The organism is Rhodoferax sp. WC2427, from assembly GCF_040822085.1.
Lineage (GTDB): Bacteria > Pseudomonadota > Gammaproteobacteria > Burkholderiales > Burkholderiaceae_C > Rhodoferax_B.
In genome coordinates, this window is the sequence record NZ_CP162006.1 from 4,290,296 (window position 1) to 4,316,141 (window position 25,846).

Sequence of the window (25,846 nt, forward strand, 5' to 3'; positions counted from 1 at the left end):
ATTTCACCAATCAAATAAACCCACCAAGCGCGAAGCGTGCCGGGATCAAAAAAAAGGCCGCGTGCACAGAGTACACGCGGCGAGACACATAAAGCCTATGGCATCTGTGGCAACGTTCTCACGTTAACGGACCTTGCCATTCTTCCACGCGTTCAATAGCGTTTCGTAGGCAATGGTTTCACCCTTGGGTTTTTCGTTGGCCAGCTTCTTCCATGGGGCACCCTTGTCGCTCAGGTACTTGTTGGGGTCACCCTTGGGATTGAGCTTGGGTGCGCAATGCGCCATGCCGGCACGTTCAAGCCGCGACATGACCTGGTCCATCTCTTCTGCCAGGTTGTCCATGGCACCTTGCGGGGTCTTCTCACCCGTCACGGCCTGGGCCACGTTCTTCCACCACAGCTGGGCCAGCTTGGGGTAGTCGGGCACGTTGGTGCCGGTGGGGGTCCAGGCGACGCGTGCGGGGCTGCGGTAGAACTCGATCAGGCCGCCATACTTGTTGGCGTTTTGCGTGAAGTAGTCGGCACGGATGTCGCTGTCACGGACAAAGGTCAGGCCGGTAATCGATTTCTTCAACGATACCGTCTTGCTGGTCACAAACTGGGCATACAGCCAGGCTGCGGCTACTTTGTCGGCGTCGTGGTCCTTGAAGAAGGTCCAGGAGCCTACGTCCTGGTAGCCGTTTTGCATGCCTTGCTTCCAGTACGGGCCGTTCGGGCCAGGAGCCATGCGCCACTTGGGTGTGCCGTCGGCGTTCACCACAGGCAGGCCGGGCTTGACCATGTCGGCGGTAAAGGCGGTGTACCAGAATATCTGCTGGGCAATCTGGCCCTGTGCAGGCACGGGGCCCGACTCACCAAAGGTCATGCCCATGGCTTCCTTGGGCGCGTACTTCTTCATCCAGTCGATGTACTTGGTCAGGGCGTAGACCGCAGGGGGTGAGTTGGTGGCACCGCCGCGCGAAACCGACGCACCCACGGGCGTGCACTTGTCGGCACCCACGCGGATACCCCATTCGTCCACCGGCATGCCGTTGGGAATGCCCACGTCTGCGGTACCGGCCATGGACAGCCAGGCATCAGTAAAGCGCCAGCCCAGCGAAGGGTCTTTTTTGCCGTAGTCCATATGGCCGTAGATCTGCTTGCCGTCGATGGTCTTCACGTCATTGGTAAAGAATTCGGCGATGTCCTCGTAGGCCGACCAGTTCTGCGGCACACCCAGGTCATAACCATACTTGGCCTTGAACTTGTCCTTCAGGTCCTGGCGGGCAAACAGGTCGGCGCGGAACCAGTACAGATTGGCAAACTGCTGGTCGGGCAGTTGGTACATCTTCTTGTCGGGCGCAGTGGTGAAGCTGGTGCCGATGAAGTCTTTCAAATCCAGATCGGGATTGGTGTAGTCCTTGCCTGCGCCCACCATGTAGTCGGTCAGCGACAGAATTTTGCCGTAGCGGTAGTGCGTGCCAATCAGGTCCGAGTCGGACACCCAGCCGTCGTAGATCGACTTGCCCGACTGCATCGAGGTTTGCAGCTTCTCGACCACATCGCCCTCCTGGATCACGTCGTGCTTGACCTTGATGCCGGTGATCTCTTCAAACGCCTTGGCCAGCGTCTTGGACTCGTATTCATGGGTGGTCAAGGTCTCGGATACCACCGAGATTTCCTTCACGCCCTTGGCCTGCAGTTTCTTGGCAGCATCCATGAACCACTTCATTTCAGCCGCTTGCTTGTCTTTGCTCAAGGTCGAAGGCTGGAACTCGCTGTCGATCCACTTCTTGGCGGCCGCCTCGTCGGCGAAAGCGTGGCCGGTCAGCGCGCAAGCCGCTGCAATGGCCAGTATGGAATAACGCATCTTCATGTCTCGTCTCCTGATTGGTATGCACCCCCATAGATCACAAAGGCTTGCTCGGCTCTGGGGGAGAGTGAAGCCGAATCCTTGAACACAAATCAACCCTTGCGCATGATCACGGCCAGCAGCACCATGGACAGCACAAAGCTGATCCAGATCGACGGATCGCCATCCAGGCCGAACCACTCGGCAAACTTGCCGCTCAAGCCCACAAAAATCAGGTTCACATAGGCCGCACTCAGCAAGCCCATGAACAGACGGTCACCCCGGGTGGTTTCCATCGGCAGAAAGCCGCGCCGCAAGGTGGTGGGCGACTTGATCTCCCACACCGTCATGCCCACCAGCATCAGCGCGATGCAAATAAAGAAAACTGCGACCGGCAAGGTCCACGCCATCCACTCAAACATAGGAATTCCTTCGCTTCAAACTCGGCCCATCGCAAAACCTTTTGCGATGTAGTTGCGCACAAACCAGATCACGATGGCCCCCGGCACAATGGTCAACACGCCCGCCGCCGCCAGGGTGGCCCAGTCCATGCCGGACGCCGACACCGTGCGCGTCATGGTGGCCACGATGGGCTTGGCGTTCACGCTGGTCAGGGTGCGGGCCAGCAACAGCTCCACCCAGCTGAACATGAAGCAGAAGAACGCCGCCACACCCACACCGGCCTTGATCAGCGGCAGGAAGATGGTGATGAAAAAGCGGGGGAAGGTGTAGCCGTCGATGTAGGCGGTCTCGTCGATCTCCCGCGGGATGCCGCTCATGAAGCCCTCCAGAATCCACACCGCCAGCGGCACGCTGAACAGCAAATGCGCCAGTGCCACGGCCAGGTGGGTGTCCATCAGGCCCACTGTGGTGTAGAGCTGGAAGAACGGCAGCAAGAACACCGCAGGCGGGGTCATGCGGTTGGTCAACAACCAGAAGAACACATGCTTGTCGCCCAGGAAGCTGTAGCGCGAAAACGCGTACGCCGCGGGCAGGGCCACGGTGAGGGTGATCACCATGTTCATGCTGACGTAGATCAGGCTGTTGATGTAGCCCGAGTACCACGATGGATCGGTCAGGATGGTGTGGTAATTGTCCCAGGTGAAGTGCTGGGGAAACAGCGAAAAGCTGGCCACGATTTCCTGGTTGGTCTTGAACGACATGTTGACCATCCAGTAGATGGGCAACAAGGCAAACACGATGTAGGCGAACAGAAAGATCGTCCGCTTCTGAAATTTAGGTTTATTCATGCCCGCCTTCTTTTTCTTGGGTGCCGACACGCTGCATCCAGTTGTAGAGGATGAAGCACAGCAGCAGGATGATGAGGAAATAGATCAGCGAGAAGGCCGCCGCCGGGCCCAGGTCAAACTGGCCCACGGCTTTTTGCGTCAGGAACTGCGACAGGAATGTGGTCGCATTGCCGGGCCCGCCACCGGTCAGCACAAACGGCTCGGTGTAGATCATGAAGCTGTCCATGAAGCGCAGCAGCACGCCAATCATCAGCACGCCGCGCATCTTGGGCAGCTGGATGTAGCGAAACACCGCCAGCTTGCTGGCCCCGTCGATCCGTGCGGCCTGGTAGTACGCATCGGGAATGGAGCGCAAGCCCGCATAGCCCAGCAAGGCCACCAGCGGCGTCCAGTGCCACACATCCATCAGCAGCACAGTGAGCCAGGCGTGGGTGGCGTTGCCGGTGTAGCTGTACTCGATGCCCATGCCTTGCAGCGCGGCCCCCAGCAAGCCAATGTCCGAGCGGCCAAAAATCTGCCAGATAGTGCCCACCACGTTCCACGGGATCAGCAGCGACAGCGACACGATCACCAGCACCACCGAAGCCTTCCAACCATCCGCGGGCATGGACAAGGCCAACAAGATGCCCAGCGGCAGCTCCACCGCCAGCACCGACAGCGAGAACGTCAACTGGCGCAGAAGTGCGGCGTGCAGCTCTTCGTCGCGCATCACCGCCACAAACCACTCGGTGCCCACAAACACGCGGCGCTCGGGCGAGATGATGTCTTGCACCGAATAGTTCACCACTGTCATCAGCGGAATGATGGCGGAAAACGCCACGCAGATCAGTACCGGCAGTATCAAGAACCAGGCCTTCTGGTTTACCGGCTTCGTCGTAGTGCTCATTCCACAATTTCCTCATTTTGGTAAAAGCAGGTGTGCTCACCCAGCACCTGCAGCCAGACGTTCTCCCCCACTGCGGGCAGTTGCACCTCGGGGCTTAAACGGGCCTTGAGCAGTTGGCCATCCACCGTGGCGGTCAGCATCACATGCGTGCCCACGTCCTGGATCTTGTCCACCGTGCACAGCAGCGCACCGGGATCGGCGGGCGACGCCAATGCCACGTATTCAGGCCGCACGCCGAGCTTGAGCGCACCCAGGGGCAAGGCACGGGGCAAGGCCCACTGCGTACCCGCCACCTGCAATTGGCTGCCAGTGGCCTGCACCGGCAAAAAGTTCATGCCGGGCGAACCGATGAAGTTGCCCACAAAGGTATGGCTGGGGCGCTCGAACAGCGCATCGGCAGAGCCCACCTGCACGGCCCGGCCGCGGGTCATCACCACCACCTGCTCGGCAAAGGTCAGCGCCTCCACCTGGTCATGGGTCACGTAGATCAAGGTGAGCTTGAGTTCGCGGTGGATCTGCTTGAGCTTGCGGCGCAACTGCCATTTCAGGTGGGGGTCGATCACGGTGAGCGGTTCGTCAAATAACACCGCCGACACATCGGAGCGCACCAGACCCCGGCCCAGCGAAATCTTTTGCTTGGCGTCGGCCGCCAGATTCGCCGCGCGCTGGTTGAGCTGGCCGCTCATCTCCAGCATCTCGGCAATCTCGCCCACGCGTTTGTCGATCTGCGCCTGCGGCACCTTGCGGTTGCGCAGCGGAAAGGCCAGGTTCTCGGCCACGGTCATGGTGTCGTAGATCACCGGGAACTGGAACACCTGGGCGATATTGCGCTCTTGCGGCGAGGCGTGGGTCACGTCTTTGCCATCAAACAGCACCGTGCCCTGAGACGGTGCCACCAGACCCGACATGATGTTCAGCATGGTGGTTTTGCCGCAGCCCGACGGGCCGAGCAAGGCATAGGCACCGCCATCGTTGAAAGTCATCTTCAAAGGCAGCAGAGCGTAGTCGCTGTCTTGCGTGGGGTTGGCGCGGTAGGCGTGCGCCAAATTGAGTTCGATGCGGGCCATTAGATGGTCCCCTTGCGCGCCGGAGCCAGTAGCAAAGCCCCCTGGGCATCAAACACATAGGCCTGGGTGGCGTGAAAGTACAAGGTCAAGGCCGTGCCCAGTTCAAAATAATGCACCCCGGTCAACTGGGCGACCAGCTCGCCGATGGGCGTGGAGACGTGGACAAAAGTGTCGGAGCCCGAAATCTCGGCCAGCTCTACATGCCCGGCCAAGGCCACGTCGCCGGGGCGTTGCTGCACCCGCAGCGCACTGGCTCGCAGGCCCACTGTCAACAAACCTCCCGGCGTGGTGGGCAGCAAAGCCAGTGCCAGCAGCGGTCCGGCCTGCAACTGCACGCCACCGGCAGCGGTGTGTGCGGCGACCAGGTTCATCGGCGGGTCGCTGAAGGCCCGCGCCACGCGCAGCGACTTGGGCTGGTGGAATACCTCGGCGGTGGGGCCGTACTGCAGCAGTTCACCACCGTCCATCACCGCGGTGTACCCCCCCAGCAGCAGGGCCTCGCCCGGCTCGGTGGTGGCATACACCACGGTGGATTCACCGCCAGAGAACAGCGAGCTCAGCTCGTCGCGCAGTTCTTCGCGCAGCTTGTAATCCAGGTTGACCAGCGGCTCGTCCAGCAGCATCAGCGGCGCGGCTTTGGCCAGGGCGCGGGCCAGGGCCACCCGCTGCTGTTGGCCGCCCGACAGCTCGGCGGGATAGCGGTCCAGAAACATCTCGATGTGCAGCTTCTCGGCCAGCGCGCTGACCTTTTGGTCCATGTTTTTTTCACCACGCAGCTTCAGCGGCGAGGCAATGTTGTCACGCACCTTGAGCGAGGGGTAGTTGATGAACTGCTGGTAGACCATGGCCACATTGCGCTCGCGCACCGGCTGGCCGGTCACATCCACGCCGTCCACTTTGACCCGACCGTGGGTGGGCACGTCCAGGCCCGCCATGATGCGCATCAGGCTGGTCTTGCCCGCCTGGGTGGCCCCCAGCAGCACGGTGACTGCGCCAGGCTGTGGGGCGATACCCATCGCGTACAGCCACGTCTGCGCCCCCACCTTTTTGCTGATGCCTTCTAAGCTCAACTGCATCATGTTCCTTCACTGAAATTTACACAAATCTTCGAATTTGATAATTATTGTTCGTTTACGTTGCTTTTTTCTCAGTGACAACCCTTGGTAAGTTCTTTGTCTTTCGTTTTAAAGTCGCCACCACGACATCTACCCAAAACGAAACCTTGTGAACCCCAACCCCCGACAACTGCTGCTGCTGCAGGCCGTGCAAGCCCAGGGCTCCCTCACCGTGGACCAACTGGCGGAAAAGCTGGGCGTGACGCTGCAAACCGTGCGCCGCGACGTGCAGCGCATGGCCGACGACGGCCTGCTCACCCGCTTCCACGGTGGCGTGCGCGTGCCCAGCTCCACCATCGAGAACATCGCCCATCCGCAGCGCGAAAACCTGCACGCCGAAGGCAAGGCCCGCATCGCCCGCGCGGTGGCCGCCGAGGTGCCCAACGATTGCTCGCTGATCCTCAACATCGGCACCACCACCGAGGCCATCGCCAAGGCCCTGATGCAGCACAAGGGCCTGCGCGTCATCACCAACAACCTCAACGTGGCCACCATCCTCAGCGCGAATCCGCAGTGCGAAGTGATCATTGCCGGGGGCGTGGTGCGCGGCAGGGACCGCGGTGTGGTGGGCGAGGCTGCTATCGATTTCATACGCCAGTTCAAGGTGGACATTGCGCTGATCGGCATTTCGGCCATAGAAGCCGACGGCACGCTGCGCGACTTTGACTACCGCGAAGTCAAGGTCTCGCAGGCCATCATCCGCCACGCACGGGAGGTCTGGCTGGCGGCCGACAGCAGCAAATTCAACCGCCCGGCGATGGTCGAAGTAGCCAGCTTGTCGCAGATCGACCGCCTGTTTACCGACGCTCCGGTGCCGGAGCCTTTCCCCGCCCTGCTGCGCGATGCCCAGGTGCGCAACCACATTGCTCTCGACTGAACCACCATGACCTACCTGCTCGCCCTCGACCAAGGCACCTCCAGCTCCCGCAGCATCGTCTTCCACGCCGACGGCCACATCGTCAGCCAGTCGCAGCTCGAACTGCCGCAGATCTTTCCGCAACCCGGCTGGGTGGAACACGACCCCGAAGAGATCTGGCGCACCCTGCTCACCACCGCCCGCGCCGCCCTGGCCCAGGCCGGGCTGGCGGCCAAGGACATCCGTGCCATCGGCATCACCAACCAGCGCGAAACCACGGTGGTGTGGAACCGCGCCACCGGTATACCCATCCACCACGCCATCGTCTGGCAAGACCGGCGCGCCGAGCCCACCTGCGTGCAACTGCGCGCCGACGGCATGGCAGACGTGATCCAGCGCAAAACCGGGTTGCTGGTGGATGCCTATTTCTCGGGCACCAAGCTCAAATGGCTGCTGGACCACGTGCCCCAGGCCCGCGCCCAGGCCGAGCGCGGCGAGCTGGCGTTTGGCACCATCGACAGCTGGCTGATGTGGCGGCTCACCGAGGGCCGGGTGCACGCCACCGATGTCAGCAATGCCTCGCGCACCATGCTGTTCAACGTGCACACCAACCAGTGGGATGCCGAGCTGCTGGCCGCGCTCAACATCCCCGCCAGCCTGATGCCGGTGGTCAAACCCAGCAGCGCCATCTATGGCGACATCAGCCCGGCCCTGCTGGGCCACGCCATCCCCATCGGCGGCGTGGCGGGCGACCAGCAAAGCGCGCTGTTCGGCCAGGCCTGCTTCAAGGCCGGCATGGCCAAGAACACCTACGGCACCGGCTGCTTCATGCTGATGCACACCGGCAGCACCTTCCAGACCTCGCACAACGGCCTCTTGACCACCAGCGCAGCCCAGCCCACAACCCAGCCAGAGTTCGCCATCGAAGGCAGCGTGTTCGTGGGCGGCGCGGTAGTGCAGTGGCTGCGTGACGGGCTCAAGGCCATCCCAAACAGCAGCGAGGTGCAGAGCCTGGCGCAAAGCGTGCCCGATTCCGGCGGCGTGATGTTCGTGCCCGCCTTCACCGGCCTGGGCGCACCTTATTGGAAGCCCGAGGCGCGCGGCAGCATCACCGGCCTGAGCCGCGGCACCACTTTGGCCCATATTGCCCGCGCCGCGCTGGAGAGCATTGCTTTTCAGTCCGCCGCCCTGCTGCTGGCCATGGGCCGCGACGCGGTGCAGGCCGGGGGCACGCCGGTGGCCGAGCTGCGGGTGGACGGCGGGGCCTGCGTGAACGACCTGCTGATGCAGTTCCAGGCTGATTTGCTGGGCATACCGGTGATCCGCCCGGCGGTGACCGAAACCACCGCCCTGGGGGCCGCCTACCTGGCCGGGCTGGCGGTGGGCGTGTACCGCAACACGGATGAACTGGCCGCACTCTGGCGGGCCGAGCGGCGCTTTCTGCCCACGCTGGGCACACAACGTGCTACAGAATTGATGGCACGCTGGGAGCACGCGGTAAGGCAGACGGTGCTCGAATAACCCTAGACTCCACTGCGGCAAAAAGCGCTAGAGGGTTAACCCTAGGACAAGGACTAGGGTTAACCCTATAATCCACTCCAACGTCAACCCGATGTCTAGGAGTAAACACCATGTCCACCAATACCCTGCAACTGACCCGCGCCAACAATGCCCCTGTCAGTTCTGCCCTGCAAGAACTTTTCACCGCCGCTTCCCACCTGGTTGCAGCCCTGTCGTCCACCCTGTTCAAAACCGCCGAGCCCCGCGCCCTGACGGTGTTTGAAGAAGCCGAGCAAGTCCGCAAGATGGCCGAAGCCTACGCCGACAGCGACCGTGGCTTTGCCGCCGACCTGTTCGCCGCCGCCGACCGCCACGAACTGGCCAACCGCACGTAAGGGGTTCAACCCCCCAAAAAGGAGGCTTGCCTCCTTTTTTGTTGTGCTATTTTTTCCGTAGCGTGTCACGCCCATGGAATAAGCGCCAGAGGCACTTTTTCCACCTAATCCAGGCGCCGCACTCAGTGCCTGTGGCGGTGGTGGATATCCGGAAAGTGCGCGTGGCTGTGCCGTAGCGGCGCATGCGGGTGCGGATGGGTATGCGGCTCCACGCCGTCCCATGCAAAGTCGTGGTCGTGCTGGTGGTGCGCGTCGTGTCGGTGTCGGTGGGCGTGCGAGAGAGCCACATGGGTGTGCGCATGCGCGTGGTGCTCGGTCAGGTGCAGCCACACCCCCGCAGCCATCAGCGCCGCCGCCGCCCAGAACGCCATGGTCGTCGGCTCGCCGAAAACCAGCACCGCGATCGCCGCCCCGACAAACGGCGCAATCGAAAAATACGCCCCGGTGCGTGCCGCCCCCAGCCCGCGCAGGGCCAGCACAAACAGCACCAGGCTCAGCCCGTAGCCCACAAAGCCGATTCCCAGCGCCGAGGCCAGCACCGCCCCACTGGGCCACGCCGCGCCCAGCGCCCAGCCCAGCCCGGTGTTGACCGCTCCGGCCACCAGCCCCTTGCAGCCAGCCACCCACACCGCGTCCGAAGCGGACACCTTGCGGGTCAGGTTGTTGTCGATGGCCCAGGCCAGGCAGGCTCCCAGCAAGGCCAGCGGCCCCCAGCCCAGTACCGCAGCGCTGCTGTCCGACCATGCCAGCACCGCCCCGCCCGCCACGATCAGCAGCATGCCCAGGACGATGCGCCGGTCGGCGTTTTCACGGAACACCCACCACGCCAGCACGGCGGTCAGCACCGACTCGAAGTTCAGCAGCAGCGAGGCGCTGGCCGCGGTGGTGTGCGCCAGCCCCAGCATCAACAGCAGCGGCCCCAGCACCCCGCCAAACACGATGGCACCGGCCATCCACGGCCATTCCGCACGCGGCAGGTTGGCGGGCTGCCAGCCCCGGTCGCGCAGCAGCCGCAGCACAAGCAGCCCACCGCCGCTGCCCAGGTACAGCAAACCGGCCAGCACAAACGGCGACATGCCGCCGCCCACCAACTGCTTGGCCAGCGGCGTGCTGGCCCCGAACAAAACGGCTGCGCCCAGGGCGGGCAGGGCGGCACGAAGCAAGGTCTTCATGGTCAGCCCAAATGGGTGTGCCGCGCGGGCGAAGCTTCCACTTCCATCGCCGCCAGGCCTTGCAAAATGCCGCAGGCATCCACCGCCTGTTCCGAGCCGCAGCGTTCGCGCAGCGCGGCCAGCTGCAGCTTCAGCTGCGCCAGCTCGCGGATGCGCTCGTCCACATGGGCAATGTGCTGGTCGAACACCGCGTTGACGGCGCGGCAATCGTCCGCCGGGCCATCGGCCAGCGCCAGCAAGGCGTGGATTTCTGCATGGCTCATGTCCAGCGCGCGGCAGTTGCGGATCAGCCGCAGCCGCTCCACGTGCACCGGGCCGTACACCCGGAAATTGCCCGCCGTGCGCGCAGGCGCAGGCAGCAGGCCTTCTTTCTCGTAGTAACGCACCGTCTCCACGGTGCACTGCGCCACCTGCGCCAATTCACCAATCTTCATGGGGTCTTCCAAACAAAAGAGTTGACTCTATAGTAGCTTCAGGTTGCTTAATGGGCAAAACACCCTCCCGAAAGTCCCATGTCCGACCACACCCACCACCACGAACACTCGCACGCCCATGGCCATGACCATGGCGAGGCGGCCTGTTGCGACAGCCACGCCGAGCCGGTGTTGGCCCCACTGGGCGTACCCGTTACCGGCGGTGGTGGTGTGCAAACCCCCATCCGCATCCTGCAGATGGACTGCCCCACCGAGGAAGCGCTGCTGCGCGGCAAGCTGGGCGGCATGGCCGGGGTGGCGGGGCTGGAGTTCAATCTGATGCAGCGCGTGCTGACCGTCACGCACATCCCCGAGGCACTCGAACCCATTCTGGCCGCCGTGCGCTCGCTGGGCTACACGCCCGAGCTGGCCCAGGGCAGCGCCCCGCCGACAGCCGAGCCCGCCAAACCGTGGTCGCCATTGATCGTGGCCGGGGTGGCCGCCGTTGCGTCCGAGGGCGCCCACTTCGCCGCCCTGCCCGCCTGGGTGCCTGCGCTGCTGGCCCTGATGGCCATCGCCACCTGCGGCCTCACCACCTACAAAAAAGGCTGGGTCGCGCTGCGCAACCGCAACCTGAACATCAACGCGCTGATGAGCATTGCCGTCACCGGCGCGCTGCTGCTGGGCCAGTGGCCCGAGGCCGCCATGGTGATGGTGCTGTTCACCCTGGCCGAGCGCATCGAGGCGATGTCGCTGGACCGCGCCCGCAACGCCATCCAGGGCCTGCTGCAACTGGCCCCCGAGCGCGCCACCGTGCAGCAGGCCGATGGCAGTTGGCTGGCGGTGGAGGCCAAATCCGTGCCGCTGCAGGCCCGCGTGCGCATCCAGCCCGGCGAGCGCCTGGCGCTGGACGGCCTGGTTGCCAGCGGCCGCTCCACCCTGGACCAGGCCGCCATCACCGGCGAGAGCCTGCCGGTGGAGAAGACCGTGGGCGACAGCGTCTTTGCGGGCACGGTCAACGCCGCCGGTTCGTTCGAATACGTGGTGACGGCGCTGGCGGGCGACAGCACCCTGGCCCGCATCATCCATGCGGTGGAAGCCGCCCAGGGTGCCCGCGCCCCGACCCAGCGCTTCGTGGACCAGTTTGCCCGGGTCTACACCCCCGTGGTCTTCGCACTCGCCGTACTGGTGGCCGTGCTGCCGCCGCTGCTGGCGGGCGGCGACTGGTTTGCCTGGGTCTACAAAGCGCTGGTGCTGCTGGTGATTGCCTGCCCCTGCGCGCTGGTGATATCTACCCCGGTCACCATCGTCAGCGGCCTGGCCGCGGCGGCGCGCCAAGGCATCCTCATCAAGGGCGGCGTGTTTCTGGAGCAGGGCCGCAAGCTCGCCTGGCTGGCGCTGGACAAAACCGGCACCCTGACCCACGGCAAGCCGGTGCAGACCGACTTTGCCGTCCTCGACGGCAGCGCGGAAGCCGAGGCCCGCGGCATCGCCGCCAGCCTAGCCAGCCGCTCCGACCACCCGGTGTCCCGCGCCGTGGCCGATGCGGCGCAGCGCGACGGCATTGCCTTGTTGGAAGTGGTCAACTTCGAAGCCCTGCCGGGCCGCGGCACCCATGGCGACATCCACGGCCAGCGCTACCTGCTGGGCAACCACCGCCTGATCCACGCGCAAGGCCTGTGCTCCGACGCGCTGGAGGCCCGCCTGGCCGCCCTGGAAACCCAGGGCAAAACCGTGGTGGTGCTGGCCCATGAAAAACAGGTGATCGCCCTGTTCGCCGTGGCCGATACCGTCAAGGACAGCAGCCGCCAGGCCGTCCAGGAACTGCAGGCGCTGGGCATCCAGACCGTGATGCTCACCGGTGACAACCCCCACACCGCCCAGGCCATCGCCACCCAGGTCGGCATCGCCGAGGCCCATGGCGACCTGCTGCCCGAGGACAAACTGAAGTTCTTGGAAGACAAAATCCGCCAGGGCGTGGCCGTGGGCATGGTGGGCGATGGCATCAACGACGCGCCCGCCCTGGCCCGCGCCGACATCGGCTTTGCCATGGGCGCAGCGGGCAGCGGCACCGCCATCGAAACCGCCGACGTGGCGCTGATGGACGACGACCTGCGCAAGCTGCCCCGCTTCATCCGCCTGTCGCGCGCCACCCACACGCTGCTGGTGCAAAACATCGTGCTGGCGCTGGGCATCAAGGCGGTGTTTCTGGTGCTGACGCTGATGGGCAGCGGCACCATGTGGATGGCGGTGTTTGCCGACGTGGGCGCCAGCCTGCTGGTGGTGGGAAATGGCTTGCGTTTGCTACGGTTTAAATAGCTGCTTACGCTCTATGAATAAGCGCTAGAGGCACTTTTTATATAAATTTCTAACGCACCTGCTGCAGCACGTCGAGCGCGGCTTCAAAGTCGTAGTCGACGACCGCGGCCTGGAGGCTGTCGAATAGGTCGGGCAGTGCCTGTCTGAAAGCGGCGGCATGCCGTTGCAGCAGCTCGATGGCATCGGCGTCGTCGTCACCCAGCAGGCGGATCAGCTCCTCGCGCAGCGCCTGGGCGCGTACAGGGTCGATCGGCTCGGGGCTACCGGTGGCTAGCCCGGCCGACGGCGCGGGCAGCCGCTGGGTGATGGCGGCGACCAGCGGGTCCAGCAGTTCGGTGGTGGCGGTCGCCAGGGCCTGGATGTTGGACAACGGCTCTTGCCGGTAGATAGCGCGCTCCAGCTGGGCGGCGCTGGCCTGCAATGCCGTCGCACCGATATTGCCCGCCGTGCCTTTGAGCGTGTGGGCCGCGCGCTCGGCGGCGGCGTAGTCGTCCTGGTCCAGGCGGTCCAGCGTTTCGGCCACGGCACCGGCCTGCCCGGTGGCAAATTTGTCCAGAAAATCCTGGTACAGCGCCTGTTTTCCGAGGATGCGGCGCAGCCCCAGGTCCACATCCAGGCCCGGGATACTGCGCAGGCCCGCCATGCCCCCCGCCAGGGCTCCCGCACCCAGCGGCGGCGCGGCCACCGGTGCCGCCCAGTCCCCGCCCAGGCCACTGCGCGGCTGGATCCACTGGGCCAGGGCCTGCCACAGCTCTTCGGGTTCGATGGGTTTGGCGACGAAGCCATCCATGCCTGCATCCAGGCAGCGCTGGCGGTCCACGGCCATGGCGTTGGCGGTCATGGCGACGATGGGCAGCGCGGCGTTGCACGGGTCCTGGCGCAGCAGGCGGGTGGCACTGATACCGTCCATCACCGGCATCTGCATGTCCATCAGCACCAGGTCGTAGGGCTGCTCCATCTGGTGGCTGTGGCCCACCATGTCGATGGCGCGTTGGCCGTTGTCGGCGATTTCGACCACAAAGCCCGCCTCGAACAGCAACTCGCAGGCGACCTGCTGGTTGAATTCGTTGTCTTCCACCAGCAGGATGCGGGCTCCGCTGCGCGAGGCCAGGGCGTCCATGGTCCGGGCGGCGGCCTGGGCGTCGGGCGCAGCGTCGGCGGGCATGGGCTTGCGCCCCATCGCCGCCAGCATGGTGTTGAACAGCAGCGAGGCATTCACCGGTTTGACCAGCAGGTCTTCAATGCCCGCAGCCTGCGCGCCCTGCACCACCTCTTCGCGCCCGTACGCCGTCACCAAAATCGGCTTGGGGCTGGACGCCAGCCCCAGCGCAGTGATGGCGCGCGCGGTTTGCAGCCCGTCCATGCCCGGCATCTGCCAGTCCAGCATGGCGATGTCAAACGGGTAGCCCCCGGCGGCCGCGTCACGCACTGCCGCCACCGCCTTGGCCCCCGAGTCCACCGCGGCCACCTCAAAGCCCATGCTGCGCAGCATGTCCACCAGCACCAGCGCGGCGTGGGCGTTGTCGTCCACCACCAGCACGCGCCGGCCCCGCATGTCCAGGTCGGCCAGCGCCGGGCGCTGGATTTCTTCGCCCCGGCCGAGCTGGGCGGTGAACCAGAAGGTGGAGCCTTGGCCGTAGGTGCTGTCCACGCCGACCGTGCCGCCCATGGCTTCGGCCAGGGCTTTGCTGATGGCCAGGCCCAGCCCGGTGCCGCCGTATTTGCGGGTGATGGAGCTGTCGGCCTGCTGGAAGCTTTGGAACAGGCGGCCGATTTGTTCTTCGGTCAGGCCGATGCCGGTGTCGCGCACGTCAAAGCGCAGCACGGCGCTGTCGGCAGAGCCCGCCTGCAGCCGCACGGCCATGCTGATTTCGCCGCGTTCGGTGAATTTGATGGCGTTGTTGGCAAAGTTGATGAGCACCTGGCCCAGGCGCAGCGGGTCGCCGCGCAGGCTTTGCGGTACGTCGGGGGCCACGTCACAGACCAGCTCCAGGCCTTTGGCGGCGGCTTTCTCGGCCACCACGTTGGCCACGTTTTCCAGCAGTTTGTCCAGCGCGAAGGGCAGGTTTTCGATGGAGAGTTTGCCGGCTTCGACCTTGGAGAAGTCCAGGATGTCGTTGATCACGCCCAGCAGGTGCTGGCCGGACTGGCGGATCTTGGCCACGTAGTCGCGCTGGCGCGGGTTCAGCTCGGTCTTCAAGGCCAGGTAGGACATGCCGATGATGGCGTTCATGGGGGTGCGGATTTCGTGGCTCATGTTGGCCAGGAAGTCGGTTTTGAAGCGGTTGGCTTCTTCGGCCAGGTCTTTGGCCCGGCGCAGTTCGGCTTCGGCGTGCTTGCGCTCGCTGATGTCTTCCAGCACCCAGATGGTCGCGTCGGCAAATTCCCGCACCACCACCCGCTGGCCCACCAGGCGACCGGTAAAGCGCCGCCCATCGGCAGTGCGGTACTCCTGCTCCTGCACCATGCGCAGGCCCTGGTCCATCACCCGCCGGGCCTCGACCCGGAACGCCTCGTGCTCCTGGGGCGTGGCAAACAGCAGGCCCAGATCGCGGCGGCGCAAGCGCTCCACCGGCAGACCCACGATGGCGGCAAAGCCCACGTTGCACTGGCGGATCTGCCCGTCGGCGGTAAAGATCAGGCCTGACGGGATGTTGTCAAAAATCACCTGCTGCTGTTGCGTCACTTCGTGCAGGCGGTTTTCGCGCTCCTTGATCGCGTCGATCACCTGCAGGTAGCCGGTGGACAGCACCGAGCCGTCGGGCAGCGCCCGTGGCACCGACGCCAGGTGGACCCAGTGCACCTGGCCGTCGGGGCGGCGGATGCGGAAGTCGCGCGAAAACGCCTGCATCTTGCGCAGTGCAACCGCAGAGGCTTCGGCCAGGCCCGCCAGGTCGTCCTCGTGCGCTGTGGCGTCCAGCACGCGCGCATCCTGCAAGATGGCGGCGGCAGGAATCCCCAGGATTTCTTGCGCCCGGTCGCTGAGGTAGGTGTAGCGGCTGCGCCCATCGGGGTAGCGCTGCAGCCGGTAGACCAGCAGCGGCAGGGCCGAGGTGATCTCGAACAAATCCTCTTGTGCAGCGCGCTGCACGGCCTCGGTCTCCAGCTTGGCACCCGCCTCCAGCAGGCGCAGTTGCTGGGCCTGGGCCAGCACGGCGGCGGCCTCGCGCTTGCGGTATTGCAGGTACAGGGCCACCACCAGGCCCAGGGTCAGCAGGCCCTGGAAGACGGTCAGCCAGCGGGTGGTGGCCACCTGGCGCTGGGCCTCAATGGTGCGCCGGTCCATCATGGCCGAGCCGGACTGGCGCGACTCCAGCGACAGCTCGCGGATCGGCACGTACAGCGCCGCCAGCTTGTTCTGCAACATGCGCAACTGGTCCGGGGTGGGCGCACGCGCCACCTGGCGGTCGAACACCGGGTCGGCCGCCGACAAAAATGACTTGACGTGCCAGCTCACATCCGCCAGCCGGGCCTTGTCCGGCAGCAGGAAAAATGCCTCGCCCATATCCAGGACGCTGGCCCGGCTGTAGAACAGGTCGTAGCGCAGTTGCAGGTTCTCGGGGGTCTCGCTCTCAGGCGCGTACAGGCGGCGGTCCACCGCACCGGCGAGCCGGTGGTACTCCACCTCCAGCTGCGCCATGCTCCACACCACATTGCTCACGCTGCGGCGGCTGACGTTGCCCATGGTCTCTTGCTGGTGGTACTGGAACACGGCAATCGCCGCGTACACCGCCGCCAAGACCACCGTCAATAGGACCAGAAGTTTGCTGCTGCGGTTCATGGAAGAGACTCTCACGGCATGGCATGCTGACGCGCTCTCACATCGTTTGGTTTGCGTCCTGGCGGGGTGCCGCGTGAGCCACATTCATCCACCGCAGGACCCACTATGTTGGTAGAGCCAAGGCAGTTGTTGTACCGAAAAAACCAGCATCCCCCTGCAACAAGTCCACAACCATATGTAACAAACGAAAACATATGTATTCAAAGCCCGTTTCCGTGGCTGCAGTCCACAATTCCCGGCGCGCGCAGCGCCTGGGATGCCCCACCATTTGGCATGATGTCGGTTCATACACCCCGCTGGTTTCGCAGCCGCCTGCGCAGGCAGGCACCCCCAGGAAGGCTCCCTCCATGAACGCAGATCTCATACACCGCATGGCCCGCGCCACCCTGGCGGGCGACCTCCCTTTTCCCGACATCGTGGGCCACCTGCTTGCGCAAGGCGTGGAGTACTACCGGGTGGACTACGCCGCGGGGCAAATGGTGTTCTACAACGGTGCAGGCAGCAGCATCGTGGCCCCCCTGAAGCTGGACGGCCTGCCCGCCGTGGCCGCCGACTTCGACGCCCCGGCACTGCAAGCCGCCATCCTCGACAGCCAGCACCATGGCCAAAAGTTCCGCCAGTTCTCGGAGCGCGCCGTCCGGGCGGGTGTGCAAGGCTACTACGCCTTCCTGCGCGGCCAGCGGGTGGTGTACCTGGGCCGCCAGGGCGACCAGCACACCGAATGGTTTCCAGGGGCCCGGCCAAAGGCGGATTGATGGGGGCAAGCTTTCAATTGGGCTGGCTTCACAGCATGCTACGGTTTCAATAGCTGCCTGTGCTGATTGAATAAGCACGAGAGGTACTTTTGACACTCACCGCCGATACCGCCACGGCGAACAATAGCCTGGCCGACTCTTGAATGACGCCATAATTTAAGCCCTATACGGGGGCATTTGGGCAATCCCCTCAGCCGCCACCAACGGGCCCCCAGGTCCCTGCCAGCCTTTACCGTGCTGTGCGGCAGACCAAGCTGTTCGCCAGGTTTCACCAGGAGGTGTTGTCGATGGCCGAGAAAGATGACAGGACCAAGGCAGAGACCCCCGCGGGCGGGTCCACAAACCTGGCACTTGAATGGGCCAAGGTTCTGCTACCCGCGCTCATTTCCTGGCCCCTGGCGGGAGTCGCCATAGCTTTGCTCTTTCAAAGCTCCATTACCAGCCTCGCGGACAGGTTTTCGCAGTCCACCGAGAGCATGGCGGAAATCGGGCCTGTGAAGATCAAATTTGGCGCACCCGTGCTCCCACCCCAGTACAGAACCTCGGCCCCACAAGTACCTACCGAGATCATCGACTTGTCTTCGTCCATCGGCGAGGTGGGAGATACCGGACCCGAAGGAACCACCGTCGGGTTTGCCCTCGCCTATGCCATCCAGGCGAGAGCCGCAAAAAATGGCCAAAAAGGGCTCCAGGTGTCAGCGCGAGGCATTTACTCCCTGGCGCAAAAGTTTGATGAGTTTCCTGGTGAGACCTATGAAGGCACATCGCTACTGGGCGGACTGCAAGGGATGAAGAAAGTCGGGGTCTATCTTTTGAAGGACTGGCCTTACGCCTCAAAGGAACCCCCGAAAGCCTCTGTGAAACCGGCCTTCAAGATCAGTGCCTTCAGGCAAGCGAAGTCCATACCAGAAATTCTTTCGGCGCTCCGCGATGGCAATGTTGTCGCTGCCACCATTGAGATAACCGGGGACTTTGACCATCCGGAAAAAGACGGCCGCGTGATCCTTAAACTGCCTTTGCAAACGCAGGGGGGCAAGGCCATCGCCATCGTCGGGTACAACGCGGCAACCGCTGAATTCAAGTTTGCGAATGACTGGGGGGCCGCCTGGGGTCAAAACGGCTTTGGGCTGATCAAGGACACGGATCTGGCCAGGATCCTTGTTGACGGCTACACGGTGGATTTCTGAATTGTTGGAAACAACAGCCACGCTCCTCTTTTTATAGCTTCCTACGCCCATCCAACCTGCACCAACCTCAGTTTTCGCCCGTAACCACCGCCCGCACTGCCTCCAACACACTAGCCCCCAGCTTCTTCGCCCGCACACCGCTCCACCCCGCCCGCGCATCCGGCAGATTGGCGTTGTCCTTGAACGGCATTTCAATGGTGAACGCCAGGCAGCCAAAGGTCTGCCCCACCCAGTTGGTGGCCAGGCTCAGATTGGCCTGGCCGGGGGCGGCACGGGGGTAACCCACTGCCGTTTGGAAGTCGGGGCTGGCGGCCAGCCAGGCGGCTTTGAAGGTGTTTTGCAGGGCTTCGATGCGCGGGCTGTAGCCGGGGGTGGCTTCGGTGCCGACGACGAAGTTGTAGGGCAGGTTTTCGTCGCCGTGCGCATCCAGGAACAGGTCTACACCCAGCTGCTGCATCTTCTGCCGCACGGTGAAGACTTCGGGCGATTTCTCCAGGCTGGGCTCTTGCCACTCGCGGTTCAGGTTGGTACCAACGGCGTTGGTGCGCAGGTTGCCCAGGGCGGCACCGTCGGGGTTCATGTGGGGCACGGCGAAGAATTCGCAGTGCTGCAGCAGGGTGCGGCTGGTGGGGTCGTCGCGGTCGAGCAGGCGTTGCAAAAAGCCTTCGGCAAACCACGCGGCCATGGTTTCGCCGGGGTGCTGGCGGGCGATAAGCCAGACTTTCTTTTTGGGGCCGGTCGCGGCCCTATCCTGGGTATCGCGGATGTGCAGCAGGGTGATGTCGCGGCCCTGGTGGGTGGTGCCCAGGTGCTGCACGTCCACCAGGTCGGACACGGACGCAGTGCCCAGCAGGTCGAGGTGGCGCTCGTAAGAGTAGGGCTCGAAGTAGGCGAAGTAGATGCGGTTGGCGCCGGGCGTGGTGCGCACGGTCATGACCTGGCCGTCATAGGTGGTGGGCACGCGGAACCAGCGGCGCCGGTCGGTGCTGGCCACCATCTGGTAGCCGTCCCAGCCGGGCGGGTAGGCGCTTTGGCCGGCGTTCAAAAAGCGCAGCGTCACCGGCACGCCCGCCGCCCCATGCAGGCAGAAGTGGAACCACTGGGCGAAGTCGCTGGCGTTGTCGGGGCGGATCTGGAGCTGGATGTCTTGCGGGTCGGCCAGGCTGACCACGGTGATCGCGCCCGCGTCGAACTGGCTGGAAATGTGAAGGGGGTTCATCGGTGGATTATGTGCGCGCCCCCGATAATCTGCGGGATGGACTCCCCTTCTCCCCGCTCTCCGATCCGCCGCCCGAGTGTGCGGTTTTTGCTGTCGCACCCGGCCCACTTCATCGCCCTGGGTTTCGGCTCGGGGCTGAGCCCGGTGGCCCCGGGCACGGCGGGCACGCTGTGGGCCTGGCTGGCGTTTTTGGTGGTCCAGCCGCATTTGACGCAAGGGCAGATGGGCGGGTTGCTGGTGGCCTCGTTTTTCATCGGCTGGTGGGCCTGCACGGTGTGTGCGCGGCACATGAATGTGGCCGACCCCGGGGCGATTGTGTGGGACGAGGTGGTTGCGTTCTGGCTGGTGCTGTGGCTGGTGATGCCCACCGGGCTGCTGGGGCAGTTGGTGGCTTTTGGTCTGTTTCGCTACTTTGACGCGGCCAAGCCGGGGCCGGTGGCCTGGGCCGACCAGGCCTTCAAAGGGCTTAACGCGCGCGGCGGCTTCGGCATTATTTTTGACGACCTGGTGGCGGCGTTTTGCACGCTGCTGGTGATCGCCGCCTGGCGTTTTTTGTAAAACTATACTTTTGATAGCTGCCCATGCTTAATCTACCAGCGCTAGTGGCCGATTTAATGCTTGAAAACAATTGCTTCCTGGCCACCGCCGAGAGCTGTACCGGCGGCATGATTGCGGCGGCCTGCACCGATTTGGCGGGGTCGAGCACCTGGTTCGAGCGCGGCTTTGTGACCTATTCCAATGCCGCCAAAACCGAGATGCTGGGGGTGGACGCCGCGCTGATCGCCCAGCACGGTGCGGTCAGCGAAGCGGTAGCGCGGGCCATGGCGGCGGGGGCGCTGGCCCATTCGCATGCCCAGGTGGCGGTGGCGGTGACCGGCGTGGCCGGGCCCAGCGGCGGCAGTGCCGACAAGCCGGTGGGACTGGTGTGGTTCGGCTTTGCGCTGGACGGGCAGGTGCACGCGGAATGCCAGCATTTCCCCGGCGACCGGGCCGCCGTGCGGACGGCCACGGTGCGGCATGCGCTGCTGCGGGTGGTAGAGCTACTTACTCCGCGTCCGTCGCCAGGCGGCTGATGCGCTCGATGGCGTCGGCCATCCAGTCTGGCTGGAGTGCAGCGGGTTGGCCGCCGGTGCGCACAGACACCGCCAAGCCCTCGGGGTGGGCCTCGATGTGCACACTGCCGCCCCAGTGCGACAACCACGCCAGCCAGGCCACGGTGGCAGACGACGGCGGCTCGTGCGACGCCGCATCCAGCAGCCAGGTGAGTACCGGGCGGCTGGTGAGCCTGGCGGTATCGCCCTGTAACAGCACCTGGCCCGGCAGCGCATCGGCCAGCGCCTGCAAGGCCGCGCTGGCGTTGTCCACCCCGGCAAAGCGTGGCTGCAGGCTGGCCAGGGCCTGGCCGATGGCAATGCTGCGCTGGGCTTCGTACTGCATCAGCTCGGCGTGGTCCATGCTGCGCCAATCGATGGGCGGCAGCGCGCAGCCGCTGAGTTCGGCCGCCTGAAGGTAGAGCTGCAAGCCGAGTGGGTAGTCCACATGCAGAAAGCCGGCGCACACCACCGCCAGCTGCGAGATGCGGCTGGCCAGCAGCTGCTGGCGCTGCACGGCCATCTTTTCGCGCAGCAGGTCGTCGCGCTCGCAGCGGGTTTCGGCCAGCTCCAGGGCGTTGCGCATGTCGGAGCGCAGCAGCTCCAGGTCCCAGGGCTTGGTGACGTAGCGGTAGATTTCGCCGGTGTTGATGGCCTCAATGGCCTCGCCCAGTTCGGAGTAGGCGGTGGTGAGCATGCGCACCATCTGGGGGTAGTGCTCGCGGGCGTAGCGCAGCAGCTCGTTGCCGGTGGCTCCGGGCATGCGCTGGTCGGTGATGAGCACGGCGATCTCCGCGCCCCGTGCCCGCAGCACGGCCTTGCCGTCCTCTACCGACAAGGCGGTCAGCACCGGGGCCATGGGGTTGATCAGACGCTCAAAGTATTTGAGGGCCATGGGTTCGTCGTCAACGTACAGGATCTTGTCGGGTCTCATAGGGGGCCTTGCCAGGTTTATCAACAGAGAAAGACTGGAAATACAGGGCTACACAGGCCCCTTGTCCAGCGACGGAAGTAATCGCAATGCTGCCGCCCATGGACTCCAGCACGCGACGGCACAGCAACAAACCCATGCCATGGCGGCCGGTGTCGGCGTGGACGGCGATGGGCCGCAGGGTCAGGCGCTCCAGCAGCACCGGTGCGATGCCGGGGCCGTTGTCGGCAATCCGGATGCAGGTGCTGTGGGTGTCGGCATCAAAGCCCAGCCAGATGTGCAGGCCGGGCTGGGGCCGGTCGCGCAGGGCCAGCAAGGCGTTTTTGGTCAGGGTGCACAGCACCAGGTACAACAGATCGCGGCGGCCTGGCAGTACAAAGTCGGCCTCGATCTGGGTGCTGACCCAGGCACGCTCGTCTCCCACGAAGGGGTATTCGTCCAGCAGGTACTGGAGCAGGCTGCTGGCCATCACCGGTTGGGGCGCGTCCGGGGCACCGGGGTAGGCATCGCGGGCCGACTGCACGAAGCTGGAGACCAACGACTGGCAAAAAAGGGTCTGGCGTTCGGCCGACACCAGGGCCTGCAGGATCTCGCCCGGCGCGGCCTCGGCAAACAGGGCCATGCCGGCGATGTCCGCCGGGGCGAACCCAGGGGCCAGGTGCCGCTCTTTCACGGCCGTGAGGTAGCCGCGTACGGCACCCAGCGGGGCCATCAGTTCGTGGGCTAGAAAGCCCACGGTGTCGCGCAGGGCGGTGACGCGGTGGGCGTGCACCATGTGCTGCAGCGCCTGCTGGTGGTGCAGGGCCAGCGCGTCGCGCAAGGCCTGGCGGGTGGGCTCGAAGGCCAGCGGCTTCTCCAGGATACGGAAGACCTGGCCCTCGTTGACGGCGGCAATGGCCAGCGCTTTGTCGGCATGGCCAGTGGCCAGCATGCGCACCATCGGCCGGTACTCCCGCAGCACGGTGCGCAGCAGGTCCATGCCGTCGCGCTGGGGCATGCGGTAGTCGGTGACCAGCACGGCAATCTCCGCCGAATGGTCCTGCAGCAGCGCCAGCGCCGCGTCCACGCTGGTGGCGGTGAGGATGGTGAATTCATCGGCGAAGCTGCGCGCAAACCATTTGCAGGACAGGGGCTCGTCGTCGACGAACAGGACGCTGGCAGCGTGCGCAAAAGCCAGGGAAGTTTCAGACATGTTGGTGGGCCAGTCCCAGGTCAAACGCAAATTCGGTCCACGCACCGGGCTCGCTGCTGACGCGCAAGGAACCGCCGTGGCGCTGCACGATGGCATAGCTCACACTCAGGCCCAGGCCCAGACCCTTGCCCACGTCGCGGGTGGTGAAAAACGGTTCGAACACCCGGGCCAGGTGCCCGGGCTGGATGCCGGTGCCGTTGTCGCGCACGGTGACTTCCAGCCGGTCGCCCTGGCGCACGGCCCGCACCTCGATGCGCGGGTCGGTGCGGGCGGCTTTGTGCAAGGCCAGCGCGGCATTGCCCAGCAGGTTGATGAGTACGCCGATCAGCGCAGGCTCGTCGCCGCGCACGTGGGTGTCCATGGGCAACTCGACCTGCACGGCGATGCCTTTGAGCTCAAAGCCCGTCAGGCGCAGCGCCGATTGCAGGGCTTTTTCAAACAGGAAGATGCGGCTGCTGCTGGCATCGCCGGGCTGCTGGTAGGCAAAGGTCTTCAGGTCGGAGACGATGCTTTGCACCCGCTGCATGCCCTCTTTGGCATCGCCCAGGCTTTCCTGCAGGTCGGCGCTGCGCAGCACCGCGGGGTCCATCAGCGACATGTTGAGCGCCATCAGGCTGTAGTTGACGGGGTTGTTGACCTCGTGCAGCAAGCCCGCCGCCAGGGTACCCAGCGCGGCCATCTTTTCCTGCTGCATCATGTGGCCCTTGATCTCGGCCAGCGCCTGGTTGGTGTGCTGCAGCGCCGCGTTCTTCAGCTGGATTTCTTTTTTGAGCCGAAACGACAGCCAGCGCCAGCGCTCGTTGTAGACGGCCAAAGCAATGCCAATGATGGCGTAGAACAGCATGAACAAGGCATTCCCCCCAAATGCATGAAAGTCCTGGATACCCCCCTGGCGCCAGACACAGGCGACCCCGTAAGCCGCCAGCGTCAAGGTGCCAAAAAACACGGCTTCCATGAAGGAGATGGGCAAGAAAAAAGCCATGCCGCTGAGCACAAAGGTCAGGCCGACAAAGTAGATCGACTGCTCGCCGTTGGTTTTGTAAATCATCCAGGACACCATGGCCTGCGGCACACACAGCCAGAAATACGTCAGCGCCTTGATGTGGTCGCGGCCCCAGGCGTACCGGTAGCTCCACAGCACCAGCCCAATCACCACGCAGGCAGCGACGCGCACATGCAAAAACTCCGGGGCAAACCGGGGGTAAAAAATATGGTCCAGCGCCAGGCCGGCCAGCACCAGCACGATGGTCATCAGGCAGGCGGCCCGACTGTTGAAAATCAGGTAGCCGTGCAGCTCTTGCCGGTAGGCAGCATCTTTGCGCGGCTGGATGAAGCGCATCATGCCGCCACGCCACCCACGGTGGATTCGGAAAAAATGTTCACTCCGGTGGCATCGGTGTAGACCGTGGTGTTGCACAGGCCCGGCGGCAGAATGCGCTGCACATCGGCCTCGTCGCGGCAAATCAAATGCCACTCCAGAAAGTGCTCCATCCAGCGCCGCTCGGGGTTGCTGGAATGCACATTGGTCAGCAGCAGCTTGCCGCCCACACGCGACTGGTTGACCATGTACCGGATCAGTCGGTTGCACACCTTGTCCGTCAGGTAGTCGAACAGACCGGCGCAGTACACGTAGTCAAACCGCTCGGCCTCGGACAGTGGCTGGGCCAGGTTGCCGCGTTTGAGCAACTGGTGGACCGAGGCGTGCTGCAGCGTGAGGTGCAGGGTTTTTCCGGTGCCTTGGTGCAGGGCGTCCAGCATCCGGCGGGTATGGTCCAGCGACTCTTCGCTGAAATCCACCAGCACAAATTCCAGGCGGTCGAAATGCGGATTCGTCTGCACCAGCCGCTGGATTTCCAGGGCCGGGCCGCAGCCGATGTTCAGCACCCGCATCGGGCGCCGGGCCTGCACGGCCTGTGCGGCCAGGGCTTCCAGCCGGTCGAACAAGATGCCGATACGGTTGCGGTGGGCCTGCGCCACACCAGCCTGCAAAAACATGAAGTTGACCAGCTGGAAATAGCTGCTGGGGCCCTGCCGGGGGTCGCCCACGATCTGGTTCACCATCTCGTAGTCGCCCGCATAGCCCAGCGGCTTGGAGAAGGTGCGGTGCACAAACGGTGCCCGCAGGATCAGCGGATGGATGGCGCTCTGGGCAAAGCTGCGGTGCAGGGGGACCAACGCATCGGGTACCAAGGCGGCCTCCCGGTCAAACCACCGCAGGTACTCGCGGCCCTTGTGCAGCAACGGTGTCCCCAGTTCCACAAACACTTCGGGCGGGATGCGGCCGTCGGCATCGCGCGGCAGACGGCCCGCTACATCCAGCTGGTCGATCCAGCGCGCCACCTCGAAAAAATAGGCCCGCATTTCACTCACCACCACCTGGTAGTCGCGGCGCACGTTGAAGCGGCTGGCCCAGTCCTGTACAAAAGCCGTTGCAGCCTCCCCGGCGGCAGCGGGGCCTGCCTGGATGGGCCCTACCTCGTTCCAGGCATCCATCAAGCCCACCGACACCACCACCATCAGGCCGGTGTTGACCAGGCTGACCACCACCGCCCGGCCCTGGTACACGATCTGCTGGGCAGCGCGCACGGTCAGATCGTGCAACACCTCACTCACCTGCACCAGGGCATCGGGGTTGTAGACCTCCATCACCAAGGAGCCCCGCTGGTGGCTGATGAGGGTAGCGCGCACCGCATCGTGCTTACTGTTGCGGAAGCTGATCACCGGATGGATGGCGGTTAAGGACTGCACGGGATGGGGCACCAGCAAGAGTTAGACCTGCAGGAATTCACGGGCTAGCGGTCAAGGCGGAATGGCCGCACACGGGCAACATGTTGTACGTTCGGCAGGTGAAAGTCAAAATGGACGCGATTGCCAACCCCATGGCAAT

General features: G+C 64.4%; 22 protein-coding genes. 8 read left to right on the plus strand and 14 right to left on the minus strand.

What is annotated here, in order from left to right:
* Window positions 1-123: 123 nt before the first annotated feature.
* The 6 genes from AB3G31_RS19990 to AB3G31_RS20015 all read right to left on the minus strand — a co-directional run bounded on the left by AB3G31_RS19990 (window position 124) and on the right by AB3G31_RS20015 (window position 6,109).
* Window positions 124-1,854 carry an ABC transporter substrate-binding protein gene (locus tag AB3G31_RS19990; RefSeq protein WP_367847792.1) on the minus strand — a complete coding sequence of 577 codons (1,731 nt, stop codon included), beginning with the start codon at window positions 1,852-1,854 and terminating at the stop codon, window positions 124-126.
* Window positions 1,855-1,943: 89 nt separating this feature from the next.
* Window positions 1,944-2,252 (minus strand): DUF2160 domain-containing protein, encoded by a 309-nt coding sequence (locus tag AB3G31_RS19995; protein ID WP_367847793.1) that lies wholly within the window; start codon window positions 2,250-2,252, stop codon window positions 1,944-1,946.
* A 15-nt stretch (window positions 2,253-2,267) separates the two neighbouring features.
* Window positions 2,268-3,080 carry a carbohydrate ABC transporter permease gene (locus tag AB3G31_RS20000; protein WP_367847794.1) on the minus strand — a complete coding sequence of 271 codons (813 nt, stop codon included), beginning with the start codon at window positions 3,078-3,080 and terminating at the stop codon, window positions 2,268-2,270.
* Window positions 3,073-3,966 carry a carbohydrate ABC transporter permease gene (locus AB3G31_RS20005; RefSeq protein ID WP_367847795.1) on the minus strand — a complete coding sequence of 298 codons (894 nt, stop codon included), beginning with the start codon at window positions 3,964-3,966 and terminating at the stop codon, window positions 3,073-3,075. The genes AB3G31_RS20000 and AB3G31_RS20005 overlap by 8 nt, the downstream gene beginning before the upstream one ends.
* Complete coding sequence (locus tag AB3G31_RS20010) at window positions 3,963-5,033, minus strand: ABC transporter ATP-binding protein (RefSeq protein ID WP_367847796.1); 1,071 nt, start codon at window positions 5,031-5,033, stop codon at window positions 3,963-3,965. Before AB3G31_RS20010 ends, AB3G31_RS20005 begins: the two co-directional genes overlap by 4 nt.
* Window positions 5,033-6,109, minus strand: a complete 1,077-nt coding sequence (locus AB3G31_RS20015; RefSeq protein ID WP_367847797.1) for an ABC transporter ATP-binding protein — start codon at window positions 6,107-6,109, stop codon at window positions 5,033-5,035. The genes AB3G31_RS20010 and AB3G31_RS20015 overlap by 1 nt, the downstream gene beginning before the upstream one ends.
* A gap of 148 nt (window positions 6,110-6,257) precedes the next feature.
* Between AB3G31_RS20015 and AB3G31_RS20020 the strand changes: the two genes are divergently transcribed.
* The 3 genes from AB3G31_RS20020 to AB3G31_RS20030 all read left to right on the plus strand — a co-directional run bounded on the left by AB3G31_RS20020 (window position 6,258) and on the right by AB3G31_RS20030 (window position 8,899).
* On the plus strand, window positions 6,258-7,025 hold the full coding sequence (locus tag AB3G31_RS20020) for a DeoR/GlpR family DNA-binding transcription regulator (protein WP_367847798.1): 768 nt from the start codon (window positions 6,258-6,260) through the stop codon (window positions 7,023-7,025).
* 6 nt (window positions 7,026-7,031) lie between these two features.
* Window positions 7,032-8,525, plus strand: coding sequence for a glycerol kinase GlpK (glpK, locus tag AB3G31_RS20025; RefSeq protein ID WP_367847799.1), 1,494 nt, complete (start codon window positions 7,032-7,034; stop codon window positions 8,523-8,525).
* Between the two features lie 110 nt (window positions 8,526-8,635).
* A complete protein-coding gene (locus AB3G31_RS20030) occupies window positions 8,636-8,899 on the plus strand; it encodes a hypothetical protein (RefSeq protein ID WP_367847800.1) in 264 nt (87 codons plus the stop codon).
* Window positions 8,900-9,021: 122 nt separating this feature from the next.
* Here the strand turns inward: AB3G31_RS20030 and AB3G31_RS20035 are convergent, their stop codons facing one another.
* Window positions 9,022-10,071 (minus strand): DMT family transporter, encoded by a 1,050-nt coding sequence (locus tag AB3G31_RS20035; protein ID WP_367847801.1) that lies wholly within the window; start codon window positions 10,069-10,071, stop codon window positions 9,022-9,024.
* A 2-nt stretch (window positions 10,072-10,073) separates the two neighbouring features.
* Complete coding sequence (cadR, locus tag AB3G31_RS20040) at window positions 10,074-10,505, minus strand: Cd(II)/Pb(II)-responsive transcriptional regulator (protein ID WP_367847802.1); 432 nt, start codon at window positions 10,503-10,505, stop codon at window positions 10,074-10,076.
* 78 nt (window positions 10,506-10,583) lie between these two features.
* Here cadR and AB3G31_RS20045 point away from each other — a divergent pair, with 78 nt between their 5' ends.
* Window positions 10,584-12,803: a heavy metal translocating P-type ATPase gene (locus tag AB3G31_RS20045; RefSeq protein WP_367847803.1), complete on the plus strand. Its 2,220-nt coding sequence runs from the start codon at window positions 10,584-10,586 to the stop codon at window positions 12,801-12,803.
* Between the two features lie 49 nt (window positions 12,804-12,852).
* Here the strand turns inward: AB3G31_RS20045 and AB3G31_RS20050 are convergent, their stop codons facing one another.
* Complete coding sequence (locus AB3G31_RS20050; protein ID WP_367847804.1) at window positions 12,853-16,584, minus strand: response regulator; 3,732 nt, start codon at window positions 16,582-16,584, stop codon at window positions 12,853-12,855.
* A gap of 347 nt (window positions 16,585-16,931) precedes the next feature.
* On the opposite strand from AB3G31_RS20050, the gene AB3G31_RS20055 reads away from it, so the two are divergent.
* Together AB3G31_RS20055 and AB3G31_RS20060 are read left to right on the plus strand one after the other, a co-directional pair.
* The gene (locus tag AB3G31_RS20055) at window positions 16,932-17,339 is read left to right on the plus strand and encodes a hypothetical protein (RefSeq protein ID WP_367847805.1); all 408 of its coding nucleotides are present in this window, start codon (window positions 16,932-16,934) and stop codon (window positions 17,337-17,339) included.
* A 287-nt stretch (window positions 17,340-17,626) separates the two neighbouring features.
* On the plus strand, window positions 17,627-18,526 hold the full coding sequence (locus AB3G31_RS20060) for a C1 family peptidase (RefSeq protein ID WP_367847806.1): 900 nt from the start codon (window positions 17,627-17,629) through the stop codon (window positions 18,524-18,526).
* A gap of 67 nt (window positions 18,527-18,593) precedes the next feature.
* Here AB3G31_RS20060 and AB3G31_RS20065 read toward each other — a convergent pair whose 3' ends face one another.
* Window positions 18,594-19,745 (minus strand): M14-type cytosolic carboxypeptidase, encoded by a 1,152-nt coding sequence (locus AB3G31_RS20065; RefSeq protein ID WP_367847807.1) that lies wholly within the window; start codon window positions 19,743-19,745, stop codon window positions 18,594-18,596.
* A gap of 36 nt (window positions 19,746-19,781) precedes the next feature.
* On the opposite strand from AB3G31_RS20065, the gene AB3G31_RS20070 reads away from it, so the two are divergent.
* Together AB3G31_RS20070 and AB3G31_RS20075 are read left to right on the plus strand one after the other, a co-directional pair.
* Window positions 19,782-20,303: a phosphatidylglycerophosphatase A gene (locus tag AB3G31_RS20070; protein ID WP_367847808.1), complete on the plus strand. Its 522-nt coding sequence runs from the start codon at window positions 19,782-19,784 to the stop codon at window positions 20,301-20,303.
* A gap of 56 nt (window positions 20,304-20,359) precedes the next feature.
* Entirely contained in the window at window positions 20,360-20,818 is a 459-nt protein-coding gene (locus tag AB3G31_RS20075) for a CinA family protein (RefSeq protein ID WP_367847809.1), read from the plus strand.
* On the opposite strand, the gene AB3G31_RS20080 is transcribed toward AB3G31_RS20075, so the two are convergent.
* From AB3G31_RS20080 to AB3G31_RS20095, 4 genes are read right to left on the minus strand one after another with little or no spacing between them, the layout of a single operon-like run.
* On the minus strand, window positions 20,790-21,770 hold the full coding sequence (locus tag AB3G31_RS20080) for a response regulator (RefSeq protein WP_367847810.1): 981 nt from the start codon (window positions 21,768-21,770) through the stop codon (window positions 20,790-20,792). The genes AB3G31_RS20075 and AB3G31_RS20080 overlap by 29 nt on opposite strands.
* On the minus strand, window positions 21,742-22,959 hold the full coding sequence (locus AB3G31_RS20085; protein WP_367847811.1) for an ATP-binding protein: 1,218 nt from the start codon (window positions 22,957-22,959) through the stop codon (window positions 21,742-21,744). Before AB3G31_RS20085 ends, AB3G31_RS20080 begins: the two co-directional genes overlap by 29 nt.
* A complete protein-coding gene (locus tag AB3G31_RS20090) occupies window positions 22,952-24,301 on the minus strand; it encodes a sensor histidine kinase (protein WP_367847812.1) in 1,350 nt (449 codons plus the stop codon). The genes AB3G31_RS20085 and AB3G31_RS20090 overlap by 8 nt, the downstream gene beginning before the upstream one ends.
* On the minus strand, window positions 24,298-25,707 hold the full coding sequence (locus tag AB3G31_RS20095) for a class I SAM-dependent methyltransferase (protein WP_367847813.1): 1,410 nt from the start codon (window positions 25,705-25,707) through the stop codon (window positions 24,298-24,300). The genes AB3G31_RS20090 and AB3G31_RS20095 overlap by 4 nt, the downstream gene beginning before the upstream one ends.
* Window positions 25,708-25,846 lie beyond the last annotated feature (139 nt).